The 19,271-nt window shown below is 73.6% G+C and carries 18 protein-coding genes; 10 read left to right on the top strand and 8 right to left on the bottom strand.

The genetic code is table 11. From position 1 onward, the window contains the following. Nucleotide 1: 1 nt before the first annotated feature. Both ACH4TL_RS06200 and pssA read left to right on the top strand, forming a co-directional pair. On the top strand, nucleotides 2-649 hold the full coding sequence (locus ACH4TL_RS06200; RefSeq protein ID WP_398311161.1) for a phosphatidylserine decarboxylase: 648 nt from the start codon (nucleotides 2-4) through the stop codon (nucleotides 647-649). Further along, a complete protein-coding gene (pssA, locus tag ACH4TL_RS06195; RefSeq protein ID WP_398311164.1) occupies nucleotides 636-1,490 on the top strand; it encodes a CDP-diacylglycerol--serine O-phosphatidyltransferase in 855 nt (284 codons plus the stop codon). Before ACH4TL_RS06200 ends, pssA begins: the two co-directional genes overlap by 14 nt. Nucleotides 1,491-1,863: 373 nt before the next feature. On the opposite strand, the gene ACH4TL_RS06190 is transcribed toward pssA, so the two are convergent. Beyond that, nucleotides 1,864-2,997, bottom strand: coding sequence for a glycerate kinase (locus tag ACH4TL_RS06190; protein WP_398311634.1), 1,134 nt, complete (start codon nucleotides 2,995-2,997; stop codon nucleotides 1,864-1,866). 180 nt (nucleotides 2,998-3,177) lie between these two features. Here ACH4TL_RS06190 and ACH4TL_RS06185 point away from each other — a divergent pair, with 180 nt between their 5' ends. Continuing rightward, on the top strand, nucleotides 3,178-4,248 hold the full coding sequence (locus ACH4TL_RS06185; RefSeq protein ID WP_398311166.1) for an ADP-ribosylglycohydrolase family protein: 1,071 nt from the start codon (nucleotides 3,178-3,180) through the stop codon (nucleotides 4,246-4,248). Here the strand turns inward: ACH4TL_RS06185 and ACH4TL_RS06180 are convergent. After that, nucleotides 4,202-5,095, bottom strand: coding sequence for a helix-turn-helix transcriptional regulator (locus tag ACH4TL_RS06180; RefSeq protein WP_398311169.1), 894 nt, complete (start codon nucleotides 5,093-5,095; stop codon nucleotides 4,202-4,204). The two genes, ACH4TL_RS06185 and ACH4TL_RS06180, sit on opposite strands and share 47 nt — an antisense overlap. Nucleotides 5,096-5,199: 104 nt before the next feature. Here ACH4TL_RS06180 and ACH4TL_RS06175 point away from each other — a divergent pair, with 104 nt between their 5' ends. Further along, a complete protein-coding gene (locus ACH4TL_RS06175) occupies nucleotides 5,200-6,147 on the top strand; it encodes an SDR family NAD(P)-dependent oxidoreductase (protein ID WP_398311172.1) in 948 nt (315 codons plus the stop codon). Nucleotides 6,148-6,268: 121 nt separating this feature from the next. Next, the gene (locus tag ACH4TL_RS06170) at nucleotides 6,269-6,964 is read left to right on the top strand and encodes a hypothetical protein (protein ID WP_398425176.1); all 696 of its coding nucleotides are present in this window, start codon (nucleotides 6,269-6,271) and stop codon (nucleotides 6,962-6,964) included. A gap of 14 nt (nucleotides 6,965-6,978) precedes the next feature. Here ACH4TL_RS06170 and ACH4TL_RS06165 read toward each other — a convergent pair whose 3' ends face one another. Both ACH4TL_RS06165 and ACH4TL_RS06160 read right to left on the bottom strand, forming a co-directional pair. Then, on the bottom strand, nucleotides 6,979-7,689 hold the full coding sequence (locus tag ACH4TL_RS06165; RefSeq protein ID WP_398311178.1) for a hypothetical protein: 711 nt from the start codon (nucleotides 7,687-7,689) through the stop codon (nucleotides 6,979-6,981). 79 nt (nucleotides 7,690-7,768) lie between these two features. Further along, nucleotides 7,769-9,217, bottom strand: coding sequence for a GntP family permease (locus ACH4TL_RS06160; protein WP_398311181.1), 1,449 nt, complete (start codon nucleotides 9,215-9,217; stop codon nucleotides 7,769-7,771). A 158-nt stretch (nucleotides 9,218-9,375) separates the two neighbouring features. Here ACH4TL_RS06160 and ACH4TL_RS06155 point away from each other — a divergent pair, with 158 nt between their 5' ends. Then, nucleotides 9,376-10,584: an RNA-guided endonuclease InsQ/TnpB family protein gene (locus ACH4TL_RS06155; protein WP_398311184.1), complete on the top strand. Its 1,209-nt coding sequence runs from the start codon at nucleotides 9,376-9,378 to the stop codon at nucleotides 10,582-10,584. A gap of 13 nt (nucleotides 10,585-10,597) precedes the next feature. On the opposite strand, the gene ACH4TL_RS06150 is transcribed toward ACH4TL_RS06155, so the two are convergent. Both ACH4TL_RS06150 and ACH4TL_RS06145 read right to left on the bottom strand, forming a co-directional pair. Beyond that, nucleotides 10,598-11,881 (bottom strand): MFS transporter, encoded by a 1,284-nt coding sequence (locus ACH4TL_RS06150; protein WP_398311187.1) that lies wholly within the window; start codon nucleotides 11,879-11,881, stop codon nucleotides 10,598-10,600. A gap of 49 nt (nucleotides 11,882-11,930) precedes the next feature. After that, nucleotides 11,931-12,713, bottom strand: coding sequence for a GntR family transcriptional regulator (locus ACH4TL_RS06145; protein ID WP_398311190.1), 783 nt, complete (start codon nucleotides 12,711-12,713; stop codon nucleotides 11,931-11,933). Nucleotides 12,714-12,777: 64 nt separating this feature from the next. On the opposite strand from ACH4TL_RS06145, the gene ACH4TL_RS06140 reads away from it, so the two are divergent. Further along, nucleotides 12,778-13,641 (top strand): amidohydrolase family protein, encoded by an 864-nt coding sequence (locus ACH4TL_RS06140; RefSeq protein ID WP_398311193.1) that lies wholly within the window; start codon nucleotides 12,778-12,780, stop codon nucleotides 13,639-13,641. Nucleotides 13,642-13,665: 24 nt separating this feature from the next. Beyond that, entirely contained in the window at nucleotides 13,666-14,424 is a 759-nt protein-coding gene (locus tag ACH4TL_RS06135) for an SIR2 family NAD-dependent protein deacylase (protein WP_398311637.1), read from the top strand. Nucleotides 14,425-14,482: 58 nt separating this feature from the next. Here ACH4TL_RS06135 and ACH4TL_RS06130 read toward each other — a convergent pair whose 3' ends face one another. Further along, the gene (locus ACH4TL_RS06130) at nucleotides 14,483-14,986 is read right to left on the bottom strand and encodes a methylated-DNA--[protein]-cysteine S-methyltransferase (RefSeq protein ID WP_398311196.1); all 504 of its coding nucleotides are present in this window, start codon (nucleotides 14,984-14,986) and stop codon (nucleotides 14,483-14,485) included. Between the two features lie 41 nt (nucleotides 14,987-15,027). Further along, the gene (locus ACH4TL_RS06125) at nucleotides 15,028-16,500 is read right to left on the bottom strand and encodes an AlkA N-terminal domain-containing protein (RefSeq protein ID WP_398311199.1); all 1,473 of its coding nucleotides are present in this window, start codon (nucleotides 16,498-16,500) and stop codon (nucleotides 15,028-15,030) included. Between the two features lie 151 nt (nucleotides 16,501-16,651). On the opposite strand from ACH4TL_RS06125, the gene ACH4TL_RS06120 reads away from it, so the two are divergent. After that, nucleotides 16,652-17,068, top strand: coding sequence for a CU044_2847 family protein (locus ACH4TL_RS06120; protein ID WP_398311202.1), 417 nt, complete (start codon nucleotides 16,652-16,654; stop codon nucleotides 17,066-17,068). 3 nt (nucleotides 17,069-17,071) lie between these two features. Next, nucleotides 17,072-19,252, top strand: a complete 2,181-nt coding sequence (locus ACH4TL_RS06115) for a trypsin-like peptidase domain-containing protein (protein WP_398311205.1) — start codon at nucleotides 17,072-17,074, stop codon at nucleotides 19,250-19,252. Nucleotides 19,253-19,271 lie beyond the last annotated feature (19 nt).

Below are 19,271 nucleotides of genomic sequence, written 5' to 3'. Positions count from 1 at the left end.
CATGCCCCACAGCCAATCCTCTGCACAACGCGGCCGCGTCCGCCTCGCGCGCGGAGCGTCGCCGTGGCTCCTCCCGACCGTCGCCACGGCGGCGGTCAGCCTCACCCGCGCCCGTCGCTCCGGACGGTGGGCGGCAGTCGCCGTGCCCGCCACCGCGCTCGCGGCGGGCATGCTGTGGTTCTTCCGCGACCCCGAGAGAGAGATCACTCAGGGCCGTGTCATCTCCCCGGCCGACGGTGTGGTGCAGAGCATCATGCCGTGGAAGGACGGGCGCACCCGCGTCGCGATCTTCATGAGCCCGCTCAACGTCCACGTGAACCGGGCCCCGCTGTCCGGCACCGTGACCTCCGTCGAGCACATCCCCGGCGGCTTCGTTCCCGCGTTCAACAAGGAGAGCGAGAACAACGAGCGGGTCGTCTGGCACTTCGACACCGAGCTGGGCGACATCGAGATGGTCCAGATCGCGGGCGCGGTCGCCCGCCGAATCGTTCCGTACGTGCCGCAGGGCACCAAGGTCGAACAGGGTGAGCGGATCGGTCTCATCCGCTTCGGCTCGCGCGTGGACGTCTACCTCCCCGAGGGCGTCGATGTCGCGGTCGAGGTCGGCCAGGCCACCACCGCGGGGGTGACTCGACTTGACCGTGATTGATCCCGACACACCCTGGGTCCCAGAAGCCGAGATGGACACCGCCGACGAGACGGACGACATGCCGCTGTCGACGCGGCTGTCGATAGCGGACACCCTGACCCTCGGCAACGCCACCTGTGGCTTCCTGGCGGTCTACTTCACCACCACCGGCGTCCTCATCCCGCACCTCACGGGCAGCGAGGACGGCGGCATGACCCGCCACAGCGCCGCCTCGGCGGTCATGCTGATGCTGCTGGCGTCCGTCTTCGACCTCTTCGACGGCCTCGTCGCGCGGAAGCTGCGCAGCTCGGCCATGGGCGCGGAGCTGGACAACCTCTCCGACCTGGTCAGCTTCGGGCTCGCCCCGGCGTACTTCGTCCTCGTCTGGGGCATGGTCGCCGACGACGCCTACCAGCGGGTCTCGGTGGTGGGCGCCATCGTGGTGCTCCTCGCGGTCGTGCTGCGGCTGGCCAGATTCTCCTGCGTCACCCTGCGCGACGGCGTCTTCCAGGGCATGCCGAGCCCCTTCGGGGCGCTCACGGTCGTCTCGGTCGTCCTGCTGGGCCTGCCCTTCGTGCCGACCCTGCTGGCGATCATCGGCATCGCCTGGCTCATGGTGAGCCGCGTCGAGTACCCCAAGCCGCGCGGCCGCCTCGCCGTGGCCATGCTCGGCTGGATCGTCACCAGCATGGCGCTGCTGTCCGCCTGGGCCTTCCAGGCCCCCGGCGGCGAGCTGCTCCTCCAGTCGGCCTGCGCGCTCCAGGTCGTCATGGGCGCGGTGATCCCGCTCTTCGCCACCGCCCGCCGCGTCAACGCGTTCCGCGACAACCGCCGCGAGGCCCGCGCAGCGCAGCTGCCGTAGCGGCCGCCAGGCCGTCCGCCCGAATGGGGTGGGCCCGAGCTCCACGCTCGGGCCCACCCCATTCGGTTGTGCGCCGAGCCGACCCCGCTCCCCAGCTGGCAGCCGCGAACGACCGGTACCCGGAAGCCCCCCCGCTGCGGTGCCCGGCGGCCTGCCCCCGGATTCGGGAAGGGGCGGGACCGGAGAACAGCCCACCGGCGGGACCCAGGGGCGGAGCCCCGGCGGGGAGCCGGGGCGCAGCCCCGGCGGAGGCCGGGGGCGCAGCCCCCCTGGGGGGCCGGGGGCCTGCCCCCGGTTCGGGAAGGGGCGGGGTGGGGAGCAGGCCCGCGGCGGCGTTCCGGCGCGGGAACAGGCTCCCGGCGGGGGCCTGGGGTCAGGCGAGGAAGTCCGCCGCCAGGCGCTCCGCCGTGCGCTCCAGCAGGGGCCCCGCTCCGGCGATGCAGCGGGCCGGGTCCGGCTCCAGGTCCGTCAGGGCGTACGCGCGGCGGATACCCGCGCCGCCGAGGGCCGCCGGGCTCAGGGCGAGGCGGCCGCAGACCGCCACCACGTCGATCCCCCGCGCCCGCGCCGCCGCCGCGACGCCCGCCGGGGCCTTGCCGTGCAGGGTCTGCTCGTCCAGCGAGCCCTCCCCCGTGATCACCAGGTCGGCCCCTTCCAGCGCGGCCGCGAAGCCCAGGACGTCCAGCATGACGTCGATCCCGGGGCGGAACACCGCGCCGAGGCCCAGCAGGGCGCCGAAGCCGATGCCGCCCGCGGCGCCCGCGCCCGGCGCGGCGGCGTACTCGGCGGCGCGGGCGCCCACGGCCCGCTCCAGGACGCGTACGTACTCCCCGAGGGCGGCGTCCAGGGCCGTCACATCGGCCTCGGACGCGCCCTTCTGCGGGCCGTAGACCGCCGCCGCGCCCTTCGGCCCGGTCAGCGGGTTGTCGACGTCGCTGGCCAGCACGATCTCCGTGGCCGCGAGCCGCGGGTCGAGGCCGGAGAGGTCCGCGGTGGCCAGTTCGCCCAGCGGGCCGCCGCCGGGCGCGACGGGCGTGCCGTCGGCGCGCAGGAAGCGCGCGCCGAGGGCGCTCAGCATTCCGGCGCCGCCGTCGGTCGTGGCGCTGCCGCCGACGCCGAAGACGATCGTGCGGGCGCCCGCGTCGAGCGCGGCCCGCAGCAGCTCGCCGCTGCCGTACGTGGTGGCGGTGAGCGGCGCGAAGACGCCGTCCGGGAGGTGCCGCAGCCCGGACGCCTCGGCCATCTCGACCACGGCGGTCCCGTCGCGCAGCGCGTACGTCGCCGTGACCGGAGTGCCCAGCGGGCCGGTCACGGACACCTCGCGCCGCTCGAACCCGGACGCGACGGCCGCGTCCACCGTGCCGTCGCCGCCGTCGGCGACCGGCAGCGCGTCGACGCGCAGCAGATCGTCCGCGCCGGACCAGCCGCGCCGCAGCCCCGCCGTCACCCGTTCGGCGACCTCGACGGCCGTGAGCGAGCCCTTGAACTTGTCGGCGGCGATCAGCACCCGCGTCGGAGGCGTCGCCTGCCCCTGCGCCCACGTCTTCACTTCTGCCGCCGCCTCGGCCTTCGCAGCGTCCGTCACCCTGGTACCCCTTGCTTTTCGCTCAGGCAGTCGAAGCCGCCCCGACCCTATCCGCTGGAACGGCTACCCGGTACACCCACATCATCCGGGTACACCTGACACATGGGCCACAGCGAGAAGGCACTCGCGGACCAGATCCTCGGCGGCTGGCTCGGCCGCGTCGCCGGGAACATGCTCGGCAAGCCCATCGAACGCGGCGACGTCTGGACCCGCGACCGCATCGACCGCTATCTGCGCCGCGCCGACGCCCTCCCGCTCACCGGCTATCTGCCCGCCCTGGAGCCGCCACCGGACCCGGTGGAGTTCGAGCTGCGCCCGGAGTGGCAGGAGTGCGTACGCGGCCGGATCCACGGCAGCGCGCGCGACGACGACATCGACTACACCGTCCTCGGCCTGCACCTGCTGGAGACCCACGGCTTCGGCTTCACCACCGAGCAGGTGGGCGAGCTGTGGCTGCTGAGGCTGCCGTACCTCCAGACGTTCACCGCCGAGCGGGCCGCGTACCGCAATCTGGCGGCGGGGGTGCGGCCGCCGCTCACCGCCACCGTCGACAACCCCTACCAGGAGTGGATCGGCGCCCTGATCCGCGCCGACATCCATGGCTGGGTCAACCCCGGCGATCCGCCCCGCGCCGCCGCCATGGCCCGCCGCGACGCGGTGCTGTCCCATACCGGCAACGGGGTGTACGGGGCGATGTGGGCGGCCGCGCTGATCGCCGCCGCGTTCACGGCCGACGGCCCGCGTACGGCGGTCGAGGCCGCCCTCGACCGCATCCCGCCGCGCTGCCGCCTGGCCCGTACGGTGCGCCGCGCCGCGTCCCTGTACGACGCGGGCGTGACCTGGCAGGACGCGCTGGACCAGCTGGAGCGCGAGACGAGCGGGCTGCCGTGGATCCACACCGTCCCGAACGCCGCCGTGCTCACCACCGGGCTCCTCTACGGCTCGGGCGACTTCACCGCCACGATCACCCTGACCGTGCGCGGCGGCCTGGACACCGACTCCAACGGCGCCACCGCCGGGTCCGTCGCGGGCGTCCTGTGCGGCGCGGCGGCGATCCCGCCGCAGTGGACCGAGCCGCTGGAGGACCGTATCCGCAGCGCCGTCTACGGCTTCGACGCCGCCCGCATCAGCGACCTCGCGGCCCGGACGCACCGTCTGGCGCTGCGGGCATAGTGTCCTGCGCCGGGGCGGCGGCGAGGGAGGCCAGGAGGGCGAGGCGTTCGGCGGAGGGGGTGCCGGGCTCGGCGTGGTAGATGACCAGCATCTGGCGGTCGGTGTCGGGCAGCGGCAGCTTCTCATGGCTCAGCTCCAGCGCGCCGACCTGCGGATTCATGATCGTACTGGCGCCGCTGCGCTTGGGGCGGACGTCGTGCCGGGCCCAGAGCTGCCGGAAGCGTTCGCTGCGTACGGACAGCTCGCCGACGAGTTCGTTCAGCGCGGGGTCGTCGACATCGGGCCCGACGAGCGCGCGCAGAGCGGCGACCGAGCCTTCGGTGCTGGCCTCCCAGCGGCCATGGGCGGCGCCGGAGGCGGGGTCGAGGAACAGGGCGCGGATCATGTTGGTGCCCGGGGTGAAGAGCGGGGAGAGGGCCTGGGCGAGCGGGTTGGCGTCGAGGACGTCCAGCAGGCGCCCCTGGACGAAGGCGGGCGTGTGCGGCCAGGTCGCGATGAGCTGCCGGATGCCCTGCGGAACGCGTTCGGTACGGCGGGCGGGCGAGCGGCGGCGGGGACGGTCCGGCACGGCGAGGCGGTGCAGATGGGCGGTGGCGTCGTCGTCGAGGCGCAGGGCGCGGGCCAGGGCGTCGAGGACCTGCGCGGACGGGTGCCGGTCGCGCCCCTGTTCGAGCCGCAGGTAGTAGTCGGCGCTGATCCCGGCCAGCAGGGCCAGCTCCTCCCGCCGCAGCCCCGGTACGCGGCGCCGCCCGGCGGCGGGCAGGCCCACGTCCTCCGGGCGGATCAGCTCGCGGCGGGCCCGCAGATATGCGCCGAGCGCGGTGTCCGCTCGATGGTCGCTCCCCATGCCGCCCACGGTAAGGCCGCCGGGCGGCGCCGAGCCTGGTCCTGTCACTCCCAGGACAGGCGGGACTCTGGGTACGGGGCGGTCGCAGGACCACCGTTGACGGCATGACACGCATCACGACACCGTTCGGGCCCCGCTCCACCGCCACCGAGGTCGCCGCCGACGCCGATCTGTCAGGGAAGCGGGCGATCGTCACCGGGGCGTCCTCCGGAATCGGCACCGAGACCGCCCGCGCCCTGGCGGCCGCCGGGGCCGAGGTCACCCTCGCGGTCCGCGACCTGGCGGCGGGCGCCGCGGTGGCCGCCGCCATCACCGAGGCCACGGGCAACAAGGAGGTGCGCGTGGCCCCGCTGGAGCTGGCCGACCCGTCGTCCGTCGCGGCCTTCGTCGCCGCCTGGGACGGGCCGCTCCACGTCCTGGTCGACAACGCCGGGGTGATGGCCCTGCCGGACCTCCAGCTCACGCCCCACGGCTGGGAGACCCAGTTCGCCGTCAACCACCTGGGGCACTTCGCCCTCACGCTGGGGCTGCGACCGGCCCTGGCGGCGGCCGACGGCGCCCGGGTCGTCTCGGTCAGCTCCGCCGGGCACCTGCTCTCGCCGGTCGTCTTCGACGACCCCCACTTCGCCTTCCGGCCGTACGACCCGTGGCAGGCGTACGGCCAGTCGAAGACCGCCAACATCCTCTTCGCCGTCGGCGCCGCCGCCCGGTGGGCCGACGACGGCATCGTCGTCAACGCCATCGCCCCGGGCTCCGTCCCGACCAACCTGACCCGCCACATGGACAGGGCCCCGGGGACGGTCGCGGAAGGGCTGCGCAAGACGGTCGAGCAGGGCGCGGCCACCACGGTCCTGCTGGCCGCCTCGCCCCTGCTGGAGGGCGTCAGCGGACGCTACTTCGCGGACTGCGCCGAGGCCCTGCCGGTCACCCGGCGCCCGTCCATGGCCCCGGTCACCGCCGAGTTCATGAACGCCGTCGCCCCCTACGCCCTCGACCCGGCGTCCGCCGACCGGCTGTGGGAGGAGTCCGTCACCGCCCTGCGTAGCGCATGAAGCGGGCCGTCTCGGCCAAGAGCAGAGACGCGCCCGGAACGGCGCAAAGCACGAAATCCCACCGAGCGGGTGAATCGGGACCCATCCGGTAATCTGAACCGCTCACATTCTGGGGGGACTTGTGCGACAGACATCGACCACCGTGACGGCTGCGCTCGCCTGCCTGGCGCTGGGTGCCGCGCTCGCCGGATGCACCCACGGTGCCTCCGCGGAGGCACCCTCCCCCTCGAAGGAGCCCACGGCCCGGCAACTGATCGACACCGCGAACGACACGATGAAAGCGCTCACGTCGGTGACCATCGACGCGAACTCCTTCGACGCCTCCGGCGAAGACCGTTCCACCCGCCTGAGGACCGACCTCAAGGGCAGGTGCGCGTACAAGACGACCTGGCCCGCGGGTCCGCGCATCGAACAGATCCGGATCGGCGAGACCGACTACGTCCGCACCAATCGCGCGTACGACAAGCGGTGGCCGGGCAAGGGCGGGCCCGACACCCACGACTCGAACCGCTGGATCACGTCGCCCTCAAGCGAGGCGCCCGACAACGGGCTCGCCGACTGCACATGGGACTTCACCACCTTCGGCGTGGCGAAGAAGCGCGGACCGAGCGAGGTCGACGGCCGCCCGGCGATTCGGTTGATCGTGACGGACAAGGAGGACGAGGGAGGGGCCTACAACTTCCACATCGCCACCGAGGGCAAGCCGTACATCCTCAAGGTCGTCTACGAAGGCGCTGAGTACCACAGCGTGACAACGTTCAGCGCCTTCGACGAGCCCTTGGACGTACGGCCTCCGGCCAAGGCCGTCGGGGGCTGAGCCGCCGGGACCCGTCAGTCCCGCGTCAGATCCCAGGCGTTGCCCAGCCAGCCGTCGTGGGAGCCGAGGAGGGCGACGAGGGCGGCGGTGGTGCGGGGGTCCCACCAGTCGGCGAGCACTTCCAGTTCGAAGGCGCTGCCGGAGCCGCTGTGGTAGTCGAGGACGACGCGGCGGTCGACGCGCCACTTGGTGCGGCGCGGCGGGCGGGCGACGTCGCCGCTGCCGCTGACGATGCTGCCGACCGCGATGGCCAGTTGGAGGGGCGAGATCAGCCACCACATGAACCACCAGATGGGCCGCCCCTTAAGCCCGACCGCGGGCGCCGCGCCTGCCTGCTGGACGGTCCAGCGGGTGCGGACCCGGCCTCCCCTCATGGCGGGTTCGCGGGTGATGCGGGCGACCGGTTCGTTGGCGGCGCCCAGCACCTCGTACGTGGCCGGGCCGCCCTTGGCCGCCGAGGCGGTGACCACGTGCGCGAACACCTGCTGGCGGTGGTGGTCGGCCCAGAGGGTGAAGGCGCGGGTGCCGTCCTTGCGGGCGGCGCGGTAGGCCTTCAGGTCGCCGCCCGGCGGGTCGCGGCGCTCAGGGAAGACGGCGGGATGAGTGGTGCGGCCGGGCTGCGGGGCGCTGTCGGAGATCCGTATCTTCCAGGTGACGCGCCCGTCGTTCGGCGGTTGTTCGTTCTTGCTCAGGGTCCGACCGCTCAGCCATAGGAACTGACTCATCCCCGTATTCCCCCGTTGGTGTGCCACGTTGACCCGGTGTTGGAGCGGACTCTATCGGTCCGGTTGAACCGGCGACGCGTCAGGCGAAGGCGGACAGCAGCAGGGTCATGCCGAGGCCGAGCACGCTCACCATCGTCTGCACCGCGGTCTGCGTCTTCGCGGCCTGCGTCAGGCTCATCCCGAAGGACTCCTTGACCAGCCAGAATCCGGCGTGGTTGACGTAGTTCAGGCCGAGCGAGCCCGAGCCGATGGCTATCACCAGCAGGGACGCCTCCAGGCCGCCGCCGGTGCCGATCAGCGGGGCGACGATGCCGGTGGCGGAGACGATGCCGACGGTGGCGGAACCGGTGGTGAGGGACAGGAGCAGGGCGACCAGCCAGCCCAGGACGATCAGGTTCATGTGGGCGCCCTCGGCGGCCGAGGCGATGGCGTCGCCGATGCCGGAGTCCTGGAGGACCTGATTGAACGCACCGCCACCGCCGATGATGAGCAGGATGGAGGCGATGGACTGGAGGCTGCCCGTCATCGAGCGGCGGGTCTCCTCGCCCTGGCCACGGGCGCTCAGGACGGTCAGGCCCAGGGCGAAGAGGAATCCGGCGAGCATCGCGATGAGGGGTTCGCCGATGAAGATCAGCGCGGAACCCAGCCGACCGGATTCGTCCAGCGTGGTCTCGGCGAGGGTACGCAGCAGCATGAGGACGACGGGGATGAGGACGGCGCACAGGGCCAGCCCGGTGGGCACCCGGCGGCGGTTCGGGGCGTCCGGGCTGTCCGGGCTGCGCTGGGCGCCGGGACCGCCCGCGTCCGCGGTGGCCGGGGCACCGGACCGCGGTCCGGTGCCGGTGAACTGGGCCACCAGCTCCGTGTCCGGGCGGACGTCGGCGAGCCGGGGCGCGATCCACCGGGCGTAGACGGGACCGGCCAGCACGATGGTGGGGACGGCGCAGATGGCACCGGCCAGGAGGGTGAGGCCGAGGTCGGCGTGGAGTCCGGTCATAGCGGTCAGCGGGCCGGGGTGGGGCGGCAGCATGCCGTGCAGCGTGCAGAGCGCCGCGATGGCGGGCACGCCCAGCAGGACGTACGGGGAACCCTTGGTGCCGCCCTGCGCCTCCAGCCTGCGGGCCACGCTGAAGATCAGTGGCAGCAGCACGATCAGACCGACCTCGAAGAACATCGGCACGCCGATGACGAAGGCGGCGCCCGCGACGAGCCACGGCAGCCGCCGGGTGCTGGACCGGTCGACGATGGCGTGGGCGATGGCGTCGGTCGCACCCGAGTCGGACAGCAGGCGGCCGAGCATGGCGCCCAGCGCCAGCGTGATGCCGACGTCGCCCAGGGTGCCGCCCGCGCCCTCCTCGATGGACCCCGCGAGTTTGCTGACGGGTTCACCGGCCGCCAGTCCCGTGCCGACGGTGACGACGATCAGTGCGACGAACGGGTGGAGGCGCAGGCGGGAGTTGATGAGGAGGATCAGCGCTGCGATCGCCACGGTCAGGATGAGCAGCAGTGACCAGGCGTGCGTGGTCATCGGGACTCCTTCGTGGATACCCCGGCCTTCAGGCCGGGGAGGAAACGAAGCTCCTGCGGGGCAGGGCAAGGGAAGAAGAATCGCCGCCAGGGCGATTCGGCGTCTGGGGCCATCCACCAACAGGCGTTTTTCACACGGGAGCTGATAGCGTGTGAGGTATGACGCGGCAGGTCAAGCGGGCGTTCAAGTACCGCTTTTACCCCACGGACGAGCAGGCGGCCGAGCTGTCCCGCACGTTCGGCTGCGTTCGCCTCGTGTACAACAAGGCTCTGGAGGACCGCACCCGGGCCTGGTACGGCGAGCAGCGCCGCCTCTCCTACGTGCAGTCGTCCGCCGCACTGACGGAGTGGAAGAAGACAGAGGAACTGGCCTTCCTGACGGAGGTGTCCTCCGTCCCGCTCCAGCAGGCGCTGCGGCACCTGCAGGCGGCGTTCGGGAACTTCTTCGCCAAACGCGCGAAGTACCCCCGGTACAAGAGCCGGAAGAGGTCCCGGGCGTCTGCCGAGTACACCCGCAGCGCCTTCACCTGGCGCGACGGGCGACTGACGCTTGCCAAGATGGCCGGGCCTCTCGATATCCGCTGGTCGCGTCCCCTCCCCGAGGGGGCGGAGCCGACGACGGTGACCGTCTCCCGTGACAGCGCCGGACGCTGGTTCGTCTCGATGCTGGCCGAGGACACCATCACCCCGGCACCCGCCACTGGCACGGCGGTCGGTCTGGATGCCGGGATCACCTCCCTGGTGACGCTGTCCACCGGGGAGAAGATCGCCAACCCGAAGCACGAGCGGCGTGACCGCGCTCGTCTCGCGAAGGCGCAGCGGGAGCTGTCCCGCAAGGCGAAGGGCTCCGGCAACCGGGCCAAGGCCCGGGTGAAGGTGGCCAGGGTGCATGCCCGGATCGCTGACCGGCGCCGGGACTTCCTGCACAAGCTGTCGACTCGGCTCGTCCGTGAGAACCAAACGGTCGTGATCGAGGACCTCACCGTCCGCAACCTGCTGAAGAACGGCAAGCTCGCGCGCGCCATCTCGGATGCGGCCTGGACGGATCTGCGCATGATGCTGGAGTACAAGTGCGCCTGGTACGGGCGCGAACTCGTGACGGTCGACCGCTGGTTCCCCAGCTCCAAGCTGTGCGGGGCCTGCGGCACGGTTCGCGAGAAGCTGCCGCTGAACGTCCGCGAGTGGACGTGCGACTGCGGCGCTGCGCATGACCGCGATGTGAACGCGGCACGCAACATTTTGGCCGCCGGGCTGGCGGTGTCTGCCTGTGGAGACGGTGTAAGACCTCAACGGGAGTCCTCCCGGACGGGGCGGTCGTCGGTGAAACAGGAACCCCAGCGGGCGACCGCTGGAATCCCCCGCCTTTAGGCGGGGGAGGAAGTCAAACGGTGGTGCCTTTCAGGAGGTGCGGTGCGCGCGCCTCGTCGGCGCGAGGTGCGGGGGTGTCGAGTTCCCGGTGCGAGGTCTCGGGGAGGAGGGCGACGGCGATGACGGCGAGCCCGTAGGCGGTGCCCGCGAACAGGCCGATGCTGGTGCCCATCCCGAGCCGGTCGCTGAGGAAGCCGACGAGGGCGGGGAAGGCCGCCGCGACGATGCGGCCGAAGTTGTAGCAGAAGCCCTGCCCGGTGCCGCGCACCGCGGTCGGGTACAGCTCGGCGAAGATCGAGCCGAGCCCGGCGGGGATGCCCGCGGAGAAGAAGCCGAGCGGCATGCCGAGGAAGAACATCTGGGGGTGGCTGATCGGCAGGAACAGATAGATCACGACCGAGACCAGGCACAGCACCGCGAAGAACATGATGTTCTTCCGGCGGCCGATCCGGTCGGCCAGGACCCCCGAGGTGAGGTAGCCGAGGAACGAGGCGGCGATGAACGCCGCCAGATAGCCGCTGGTCTCCAGCACCGACAGGCCGTGGGTGGTGCGCAGATAGGTGGGCAGGAAGGTGGTGAGCGCGTAGTAGCCGCCGTGGCTGCCGAGGCCCAGCAGCGCGCCGAGGAGCGTGACCCGCAGCAGGTCCGGCTTGAAGATCCGCAGCAGCGACACCCGGTTCCCGGCCCGCTCGGCCCGCTGCCGGTACAGCGGCGGATCGGTGACCTTGCGGCGGATCATGACGACCAGTACGGCCGGCAGCGCACCGAGCCAGAACATGACCCGCCAGGCCCACTCCTCGGGGAACAGGCTGAACAGGACGGTGTACGTCACCAGGGCGAGCCCCCAGCCCAGCGCCCATCCGCTCTGTACGGACCCCAGCGCCCGGCCGCGGTGGCGGGTCCCCATGTACTCGCTGACCAGGACGGCCCCGGCCGCCCATTCGCCGCCGAACCCGAAGCCCTGCACACTGCGCAGCACCATCAGTTGGGGGTAGTCGGCGGTGAAGCCGATGAGGACCGTGGCGACGGAGTACACGACGATCGTCCACCGCAGCACCCGGACCCGCCCGTAGCGGTCGGAGGCCCAGCCCGCCAGCCAGCCGCCGACGGCCGTGAAGAGGAGGGTGACGGAGGCGAGCGTGCCCGCGGCTCCGGTGCTCAAGTGCCAGCTGGCCAGCAGCGTCGGCAGGACGAGCCCGAACATCTGGGCGTCGGCTGCTTCGAGCGTCCAGCCGCCGAAGGCGGCCCAGAACGCGCGTTTCTGTGGGGCGTCGGTGTCCCGGTACCAGGCGAACATGCGGCGGCTCTCTTCAGTGGTGCGGGGAGCGTGAGCGAGAGGGGGCGGGTCAGCGGATGTCGATGCGGTAGCGGAAGGTGTGCGCCGGTCCGCGCGAGCGGCGGTACTCCAGCGGCCTGGCGTCATGGGAGCGGGCGACGCGCTCGACCACGGCCACCGGCTCGGAGCGCCCGCAGCCGAGCAGCAGCGCGTCGGCCGCGCTGGCCGCCTCGATGGTCAGCTCCTCCGTCGCGGCCGCGACGATCTGACCGCAGTGGCGTTCGTACGTCGGGTACAGCAGGTCGCCGAGATCGTCGGCGCCGATGCGCTCCAGCGGCTCGAACAGCGGAAGCGGAAGCCAGATGTCCTCGACGAGGACGGGCTGCTCGTCGTAGAGCCGCAGCCGGTGGAGGTGCAGCACCTCGCTGCCGGGGGCGAGCTGGAGAGCGGACGCGATGGCCGGCGTGCTCACCTGCCGGGCGGCGGAGAGGATGCGGCTCTGCGGGAAGCCGCTCCCGGCGGTGCCGAACCGGAAGAAGCGGAAGAGGGACGCGTCCAGGGACGCCCGCCGGACGAACGTCCCGGTGCCCTGGCGCCGCTCCAGCAGCCCCTCGTCCACGAGGTCGCGGAACACCCGCCGCATGGTCCCCAGGGACACCCCGTAGTACGCGACCAGGGCTGATTCGGCGGGCAGCGGCTCATCCGGCGACCACTCCCCCGACCGGACGCGCTCGGCGATCACCTCCCGGAGCCGGGCGTGCAGCGGCAGCCGGGGGTCGGTCCGGGCGAGGGCGGCCGCTCCGGGGCTGTCCGGCGTTCCGGGGCTCCCCGGTGCGGGTGAGATGGAGTGCATGGCGAGACAGCATGGTCCGGATTCCTGCTGACGTCTAGTCCTTCATAGGACTATTCTTCGTGTGATGACCTTCACCGAGCCCCCGCCGCCGCCCGCCGCCGTCGACACCCACGCCCATGTCTTCGCGCGCGGACTGCGGCTGGCGGACGAGCGGCGGTACAGCCCGGACTACGACGCCACGGTGGACGCCTACGTATCGCTGCTGGACGCCCATGGCCTCGCGGCCGGGGTCCTGGTCCAGCCGAGCTTCCTCGGCACGGACAACGCGTATCTGCTGGCCGCCCTCCGCGCGGCGCCGGACCGGCTGCGCGGCGTGGCCGTCGTCGGCCCCCGGACGCCGGGGGACGAGCTGGACCGGCTCGCGGAGGCGGGCGTGCGCGGCATCCGCCTCAATCTGATCGGCCGCCCGGTGCCCCCGCTCGGCGAGGAGCCGTGGCAGCGGCTGGCCCGGGAACTCTCGTCGCGCGGACTCCATGTGGAGGTGCAGGCGCGGCAGCGGCAATGGGCGGAGCTGGAACCGTGGCTGCTGCGCTGGCCGGGCCCGGTGGTCGTCGACCATCTGGGGCTTCCGGCGCACCCCTCGCTCTCGTACCCCGGCGCGGGCGCGCTCTCCCGGCTGTTCGCCGCCCCGCAGGTGTGGGTGAAGGCGGCCGCGCCGTACCGTTCGGCGCCCCGGGCGGCCACGGCGATGCTGCGGCGCCTGCTGGATGCCGGGGGCGTCGAGCGGATGGTGTGGGGCAGCGACTGGCCGTGGACCCGCCATGAGGAGGGCCGGGTCTACGGCACCACCCTGACCTGGCTCACGGCGGAGCTGAGCGCCGCCGAGACCCAGCGGGTGCTGTGCGCCAACCCGGCCCGGCTGCTCGGCTGGACGCCGCCCTTCGCGGCAGCTGACCGCACCCGCACGGCGGCCGCCCGGCGCGCGTAGGCTCGCGGCATGAGCAGCGAGACGATGAGCGGCGGGACGACGCGCAAGCCCCTCGTCGCGATCCTCAGCGGGGCGGGCATCTCGACGGATTCCGGCATCCCCGACTACCGCGGCCCGCAGGGGCTGTGGCGGCGCGACCCCGACGCCGAGAAGCTCGTGACGTACGACTACTACATGACCGACCCGGACATCCGGCGCCGCTCCTGGCAGATGCGACGCCAGAACCGGACGCTCCGGGCGGAGCCGAACGCCGCGCACCGGGCGGTGACCGAGCTGGAGCGCTCCGGGGTGCCCGTGCGGGTCATCACGCAGAACGTGGACGGGCTGCACCAGCTGGCCGGAATGCCCGAGCGCAAGGTGCTCGAACTGCACGGCACCGCGCGGGTCGTGCAGTGCACCCACTGCGAGGAGCGCTCCGGGATGGACGAGGCGCTGGAGCGGGTCGAGGCGGGTGAGACGGACCCGGCGTGCCGGGAGTGCGGCGGCATCCTGAAGTCGGCGACGGTGATGTTCGGGCAGAGCCTGGACCCGGAGGTGCTGACCGAGGCGGTCGCGGTGGCGCGGGCGTGCCAGGTCTTCATCGCCGTCGGCACCAGCCTCCAGGTCCAGCCCGCCGCTTCGCTCGCCGGGATGGCCGCCGAGAGCGGCGCCCGGCTGATCATCGTCAACGCCGAGCCGACGCCGTACGACGCGCTCGCGGACGAGGTCGTCCGCGAGCCCATCGGTACGGCCCTGCCGACGCTGCTGCGCGGACTGGGCGCCGGGGGGCACGAAGCGCCCTAGCAGGGCCCGGGGCGCGGCCTACGGCATCGGCCGAACGGACGACCGGTCAGCAGCGCCCTCAGAAGAGGCCGGTCGGTTGCCGCCGGGCCTCGAAGTCCAGCAGCCGCCGCTTGCGGTCGAGCCCGCCGCCGTAGCCGGTGAGGCTGCCGGTGGAGCCGACGACGCGATGGCAGGGGACGATGATGCCGACCGGGTTCTTGCCGTTGGCCAGGCCCACGGCGCGGGAGGCGGTGGGCTGTCCGATGTGGTCGGCGAGCATCCCGTACGTCCAGGTCTCGCCGTACGGGATGCCGCGCAGCGCGTCCCATACGCGGCGCTGGAAGGGCGTGCCGGTCAGCCGGAGCGGCAGGTCGAACGCGGTCAGCTCGCCCGCGAAGTAGGCGGTGAGCTGGGCGACGGTGGCGGCGAAGGGGGCGTCGTCGGGGTCGCCCGGGGCGCCGAAGGTCTCCTCGGGCGGGCGGTGGCGCTGCTCGGTCATGTAGAGGCCGGACAGCTCGGCGCCGGTGGCGACCAGGGTGAGCGGGCCGTACGGGCTGTTGACGACGGTGTGGGTGCGGGTCACGGGGCGATTCTCCTCGTTCGTACGAGCCCGGCGCAGGCGGTTCAGGCGGGCAGGCGGTTGATGGCGTGGCCGTCGTCGTCGGCCCAGAGGTACTGGACGGCGTACGCGCGCCAGGGCCGCCAGCGGGCGGAGTGGCGGGTCAGGGCCCCGGGCGTGGCGGGCAGCCCGAGACCGGCGGCGGCCTTGCGGACGCCGAGGTCGGTGGCGAGGAACGCGTCCGGGTCGCCGAGTCCGCGCATCGCGATGACCTCGACGGTCCACGGCCCGAGCCCGGGCAGCGCGGTCAGCCCGGACCGGGCCTCGTCCCAGTCGCTGCCGACGCCGAGCGCGACCCGCCCCTCGGCGAGCGCGCCGACCAGCCCGGTGAGGGTGGCGCGGCGGGTGCGCGGCATGGCCAGCGCCTCGGGGTCGAGCCCGGCGAGGGCGGCGGCGGTCGGGAACAGGTGGGTGAGCCCGCCGCCGGGGTCGGCGACGGGGTCCCCGTGCGCGGTCACCAGGCGGGCGGCGAGGGTGCGGGCGGCGGCCGTGGACACCTGCTGCCCGAGGACCGCGCGCACCGCGAACTCCTCCGCGTCCACCGACCGCGGCACCCGCCGCCCCGGCGCCTTGTCGACCAGCGGTTGCAGCTGGTCGTCGGTGCGCAGCAGATCGTCCACGGCGGCCGGGTCGGCGTCCAGGTCGAGCAGCCGGCGGCAGCGGCTGATCGCCCCGGACAGGTCCCGCAGGTCGGCCAGGGACAGCTGGCAGGCGATGTGGTCGGGGCGCGGGGCGAGCGCGACGACCCCGGGCCCGTACGGCAGCCGCAGGGTGCGCCGGTATGCCCCGTCGCGCCACTCCTCCACCCCGGGTACGGCGGTGGCGGCGAGGTGGCCGAAGAGGTTGTCCGGGCACAGCGGGGCCCGGAACGGCAGCCGCAGCGTCAGCGCCCCCGGCACGGCGGGCAGCGGCCCGCCCGCGGCGCGCTGCCGCAGCTCGGTCGGGGAGAGCGCGAAGACCTCCCGTACGGTCTCGTTGAACGCCCGGATGCTGGCGAACCCGGCCGCGAACGCGATGTCGGCCATCGGCAGCCCGCTGGTCTCGATCAGCAGCCGCGCGGTCTGCGCCCGCTGCGCCCTGGCCAGCGCGAGCGGCCCGGCGCCCAGCTCGGCCAGCAGCTGCCGCTCGATCTGCCGGGTGCTGTAGCCGAGCCGCCCGGCCAGCCCCGGCACCCCCTCCCGGTCGACGACGCCGTCGGCGATCAGCCGCATGGCGCGGGCCACGAGGTCGGCCCGCTCGTTCCACTGCGGCGATCCGGGGCTGGCGTCGGGGCGGCACCGCTTGCAGGCCCGGAAACCGGCCTGCTGGGCGGCCGCGGCGCTCGGGTAGAACCGCATGTTCTCGGGCTTCGGACCGACGACCGGGCAGCTCGGACGGCAGTAGATGCGGGTGGTGACGACGGCGATGAAGAACCATCCGTCGAAGCGGGCGTCCTTGGCCCGTGCGGCCCTGAGGCACCGGTCGGTATCGGTGTACATGCGTCCAGCATCGGCCACCGCGCGCCGCCGGGCTCGCGGGAATCCGACATCGACGTCGGCGCCCGGCCACCGCCGGGCAACCGGCGCCCCCATCCGGGGATTTTGCGACGGAACAGCAGACCGGAGCCCTGGTGATCGGCATGATGAAGAGGTGACGGAACACCGAGAGATACCCCTGGCAGACGGCACGTCCGTACGGCTGGAACTCGCCCCCGTGGGCGACGCCCCGCTCACGGACGCCTACGGGGACGTGGGCGGCGTCGGAGGCGTGACCCCGGTGGGGCGGGGGACCCGGGCCGCGGCGGCGCTCGCCGACGCCGGGCTCGGCGTCGTCCTCCAGGGTCTTGGCTCGGTGCTCCAGGACGTGCACGACGCGGTGCGCTCGGCGCCCCATCCGCCGCAGGAGTTCACCGTCCAGTTCGGGGTGCAGGTGGGCCAGGACCTCAAGCTCGGCATCGTCGGGGCGAACGGGAACGCCAGCCTCACCATTTCGGCCACCTGGCGGCCGGACGAGCAACCGGGGCGGACACCACCGCCGCAGCCGCCCTCGCCCGACCCCGCGGGCTGACCCATGGGCTGGTTCCACCCGCGCGGGTCCGTGCCGCGGCCCGCCGTGTCGATCCTGGCCAAGGACGACGGAAGACCCGCGGGCGCCGGGGTCCTGCTGCCCGGTCAGCATTTGCTGACCTGCGCCCATGTGGTCAACAGCGCCCTCGGCAAGGACATGCTGGCCCCCGATCACCCGGGAGCGGTCACCGTCGCGGTACGGATGCACGGACCGGAGCACACCGTCGAGGCCGACGCCGAGCTGACGGCCTGGATCCCGCCCCGGAGGGACGACGGGGGCCTGGGCGCCTTCGAGTGGAACGGCGACCTGGCCGTCCTGCGGCTGCCCGGAGCGCTGCCGCCCGTGTTCGAGCCGCCGCGCTGGCACCCCATGGCCCGGCGGCAGTTCGTCCGCGCCTGGCACGGCAGCGGCGAGCCCGGGGTCTTCGCCGACGCCGAAGTGAGTGAGTGCGACGGGCGGTTCGGCTACTTCGACGGGGCCGAGCGCGCGTTGGACATCGAACCCGCCTACAGCGGCGGCCCGCTGTGGTCGAACGAGGAGCGCGCCGTCGTCGGGCTGGTGACGGCGAAGCTGCGCGTCCGGGGCGAGCTGCGGCGCGCCTGGGGCATTCCCTGGCAGCGCGTGGCGTGGGAGCTGCGCCGCGCCGGAGTGGACCATCTGCTGCCGCGGCCCGACGAGGACGTACGCGACCAGCCGGTCTACGCGGAGCTGGCCGCCCTGCTGGACGGGCCGCTGTCGCTGTCCGAGGGCTGGGTGCGGTGCTGCCGCGCGGTCGCCCGCCAGTGCGGCCTGGACCACCGCGCGGACGGCGCGCCGACCGCCGACGAGTTCGCCCTGCTGCTGCTCACCCGGGGGCGGGCCCTCCCGGCGCTGGTCGAGGCGGTGCGCCCGACGGCGGGGCAGATCGCCGACGAACTCCTCGCGCTGGGGCGCCGCCACGGGCTGCCCAAGCTGCTCACCCCGGTCGAGTACGAGCGGTTGCTGCGGCTGCTGCGCGCCCTGCCCCCGGCTTCGGCCGCCGGTGTCCCCGGGGCCGTCCGGGCGGCGCTGTCGCTGGCGGCGGCGCTGCCGGGCGCGATGCTGGCCGGGTTCGGCGCCGAGGACGACGACGGCGGCAGGGGCGGCAGGGGCGACAACGGCGGCAGCGGGCCCTTCGAGGCGCTGATCGCCCGTCTTGAGGGCCTGTACGGCGACAGCGCGGCGACCGACGACGGCCGCACGGCCGTCCCCGGGCTGCTGCGCGCCGTGGAGTTCGTGGCCGCCGGCTGCTGCCCGTCGGCGGAGCGGCGCGCCGAGCTGTGGGCGTGGAACCAGGCCGTGGCGCGCCGCCTCGGCGTCCATGACGCGGCGTTGCGGGACCGCCGCCATGACGCCGAGCGGTGGGCCCGGGGCGCCTCCCGGGGCTCCGGGCCGCCCCGGGTGGTGGCCGAGCTGTCGTCCTGCGGGCCCGCGCCGGTGCCGGACGGTGAGGAGCGCTACCGGCTGCGGCTGTGGTGCGACGACGGGGACGGGCTGCGCCAGGTGTCCGACGACAGCGAGCGGCCCCGCGGCGCGGAGGAGGCGGCGCGGGAAATCCTCGACGCGGTCGGCTCGTTGCGGCGTCCGGACCCGGCGGGCCCGCGCTTCGTCATCGAACTGATCGTGGACCGGGACACCTTGGAGGTGCCCGCCGACGCCTGGAAACCGGCCGGGGCGGGCGCGCTGCTCCCCCTCCCGCTCGGCGCGCCGTATCCGCTGGTCGTCAACTGCCCGGAGCTGCGCGAGCTGAACGGCGAGGCGATGCTGGACCAGTGGCGGGAGCGCTGGGCCCGGCTCGACTCCGAGGAGCCCGTGCACATCGACGACGCCACGGCCCCCGACCCGGAGGCGGTGTGCGGGCTGCTGATGGAACGGCTCACCGCGCACGTCACGGTCGATGTCGCGGCCCATCGCCGGGCGGGGGTGGTCCAGATGTGTCTGGCGGCGGGCGTTCCGGTGGTCCTGTGGGACCGCAGCGGGCAGCCGGGGTCACCGGCCGTGCGGCACGCGACCGAGGTACGGGCGCGGGAACTGCCGGAGGCGATACGGACGTACCGCACCAGGACCCTCCAGCGACCGGCCGACTACCCCGGGCGGCCGGTCCTCGCCTGGGCCGACGCCGGGCGGGCGCTGCCCCGGCTGGACCTGGTGGACCCCACGGAATGACGCGGCGCACGGGCCGAAA

Source organism: Streptomyces sp. NPDC021115 (assembly GCF_044333065.1).
GTDB lineage: Bacteria > Actinomycetota > Actinomycetes > Streptomycetales > Streptomycetaceae > Streptomyces.
This window is presented reverse-complemented; position numbering and strand designations above follow the sequence as displayed.